The following is a 3094-nucleotide window of genomic DNA, read 5'->3' as shown; positions in this document are numbered from 1 at the left end:
ATCAATATTCTAACAGAGTCAACTTGAAAATACTTACGTTGTAATTGCGGTTTATCAACCATTTTCGCATATGCATAATCGTGACCGATTATCGATCTAACACTTCACTACTCGTTCTTCTGTTTGCTTCAATAAATCTTAAGAATAAAATCTTGGTTGAGCACATTAAATTATCTGAACTCCTTGATATGCTGGTATAAAGCCGCCCGATAGATGGGTCTTTTTTGTCCAGCGTGGTTGTCAAAATATTGATGACGTCCAGAGAAAACCATGCCTAGGATGGCAGGGTAATGTTGAGAGAACTGAATAATGACCGTTAAAAAAAACGAAAACATTATTTTTTCAAGCACGCGACAGTGGAACCCGGGGGACGAATTTATCCTGATGGGCGTAAGGGCTATTCTGAAGCGCTTGAATGTTAAATATAATTCAATGTTATTTAATCGCAACCCAGACATTCGTTCATGCTTCGAAGACCGTCAGATTTTCAAATACTCTCGTCTTGATGAGCACTTCATCCACAATCCCGACCTCATTGATCTAGAGGCGAATATAAAATTTGATTTTTTCGACAACTCGGTCAAACCGAATCGTGATTATTCATACGTTGACTGGGTCATTTTTGCGGGCACGCCGGAGTGGAGCAGTGGACGCATGTGTGACTTGTATTCGGCCATTATCCGCTATCAACTTCCAGTTATTATTTTAGGGGTGGGTGGTAACGCAGACCTCTATTGTGAGAATTTTCGAGAAGTTATCCAGAAATCGAAGCTCTTTACAGTCCGAAGTGAAAGCACGCTGAAGGCTGTCGAAAAGCAGGGTTTCTCAGCGTCTCTCATGCCTTGTCCTGCATTGTTGTGCGCGCCGACAGTCTGGGAGAAGACCATCATTAAAGTAAAGAGGATCGGCTTAATTTTTCATGCAACACGGGATGACTCTGTGATTTGGAATGGGTTTTCAGCCCAAGCCTACGCTTTCATGATGTCGCTGTTTCAGCAGGTCATTACGGATTACGGCGAAACGCACGAGATTTCTCTGGTTTGTCATTACATTGATGAAGTCGCAGTGGCTCGTGCCGCTTTCCCGGATTTTAATGTTGCCTACTCACATGATGCGGCAGATTACTTTGAAATCTATTCAGCTTACGATCTGGTCATCGGGCCTCGCGTGCATGGTGTAGGCGTTGCGGCGTCAATGGGTATCCCTGGAATCGCGATTTCCCATGACCAGCGCGGCTCAACCACAGCAGGCTTCCTCGCCGATATTCTGGATATTAACGACGACCCTGAGGCATCGCGTATCACAGTACGCCAGGCCATTGAGGCAGCTCCAGCCAAAAGCGCCCAATTGCGCGAACATAAAGCACAGACAATGGAGCGCTATGTTGAGAGGGTGCGGGAGGCTATGACGGACAGAACGGTCTCCTATCAATCCCGCTGGGACTTCATACCGTCAAAAACCTACATGCTTGACGATCTACGACCGTTGATGGGCGCACTGGAGATGGTGAAGTATGGCCATCCAGCAGACGTTCCGGGCCGGGAAGAGCGACTGTCAGCTCTGGTTCCGGAAATGCGAGAACGACTGATCAACATCGAGCACAAGATCAACCAGATGATGCGAGAGCGGGAGTAAGCTCAAACCGGTTACTCCCGCGATTTGATGAACTAGTAGCTATATGCCTCCTCATATTGGCGTGCCAATCGGTGACCACGCACCCGAGATGGCACCTCAATGAACCGATAGCTCAGCTCGCTCAGTAGAAATGTTCCGAGAATGATCGACGCCAGAGTAATGGAAACACCCACTACGTTCTGGTGAAACGAGCCGATCGGCGTCAAAGTCATGACAGACCAGATAACGAAATAGTGGAGGAGATAGACGGAGTAAGACCTGTCTCCGAGCCACAGTAGGAATTTTCCGATAATTCCCGAGATCCCGAGATAGGACTTATTGTAACTCGACACGAACACCAGCACTGCACTGGCCATCGCTATCAAAGCGACCGAGAACGGGAGAAAATAGAGCAGCTGCGTCGAGCAGATCACCAGAACCATCAGCATCGTAACGACCCTGCCTGTCCACTTGTGCCGTAGGAAGGTCGGCTCCAGCAGTGCCTTGTAAGACACGCACGTATCCAGAATACCCAGAAGAACACCCCATGCCAAAGCGTCACTTCGGATAAACCACCACAGGTTGGTTGAGCTGGCCGGCCGGATCAGGAAAAACTGCGCCGCAATCGCCAGCATCATAAGAATGGCTACCGTTCTTTTGTGCAGGAAAAGAACGAGCGGCGCTATAATAATGTAAAACTGGGTTTCAGCGGAGAGGCTCCAGTAATGCTCCCAGACCGTATCAGGTATTCCAAGTCCTAGCTTCGCGCGCCATTCCTGAAGATTGGCTACGTTAAGAACCACACAAAGTATGCTGGCCGCTAAACTGCGCAGGGCGTCGGCGTCATGCAAAGCAGGTGTTGCCACAAGCCTGGCGACAAGAGGGATCAGCAACCAGAACCATGCAGCTGGCCACAGGCGCCACGCACGCTTGATCCAGAATACCACCAGTTGCATGAGCTTCTGGAACCCGTTTGATGCTCTCGCCTGCTGTTTGAAGAGCGATAGCGAGATGACGTAACCTGAAATGGCAAAGAAAATATCATTCCCACCCCAGAATGACATAAAATTCGAACTGAATACATCCAGCGCATGAGCTTGAAAATTTGCTTTGATGTGCTCAATCAGAACCAGTGCAATGGAAATTCCGCGCAAGCACTCGATGTCATTGTTTTTCTTCATACTGAACAGCTGCGATTGAGTGTGCACGCGTTAGCCTTATCTGCGTCATAACATTGGGCACTTCACACACTTCCAGTCAGAGGCTTGGTCATGAGTTTTGATAGTGCAGATTTTAGAGGGCTCTTGATGGATCTTTTTTTCATCGCTGACAAATGAATTCTTACGGTGCTGTCGTTAGCGCGACGGCAAAAAAATGTGGACTTGTAACGGTTCTGTACCAGTCATCTGAGCGTTTTAAGTTCGTATCAGGAGACCGACGAAACCATAAAACATACGGAAGATTTCAAGCGCGAGGCCGT

At 48.1% G+C, this 3094-nt stretch carries 2 protein-coding genes; one reads left to right on the top strand and one right to left on the bottom strand.

All coding sequences use genetic code 11. The annotated features are described in order from the left end of the window. Positions 1 to 309: 309 nt before the first annotated feature. Entirely contained in the window at positions 310 to 1635 is a 1326-nt protein-coding gene (locus ABF824_RS15170) for a polysaccharide pyruvyl transferase family protein (RefSeq protein ID WP_415489826.1), read from the top strand. 32 nt (positions 1636 to 1667) lie between these two features. On the opposite strand, the gene ABF824_RS15165 is transcribed toward ABF824_RS15170, so the two are convergent. Continuing rightward, positions 1668 to 2795: an acyltransferase family protein gene (locus ABF824_RS15165; RefSeq protein WP_415489825.1), complete on the bottom strand. Its 1128-nt coding sequence runs from the start codon at positions 2793 to 2795 to the stop codon at positions 1668 to 1670. Positions 2796 to 3094: the final 299 nt, after the last annotated feature.

Source organism: Acetobacter sp., from assembly GCF_047721705.1.
GTDB lineage: Bacteria > Pseudomonadota > Alphaproteobacteria > Acetobacterales > Acetobacteraceae > Acetobacter.
The sequence above is the reverse complement of the archived record's forward strand: the minus strand, read 5'-3'. Positions and strand labels throughout refer to the sequence as shown.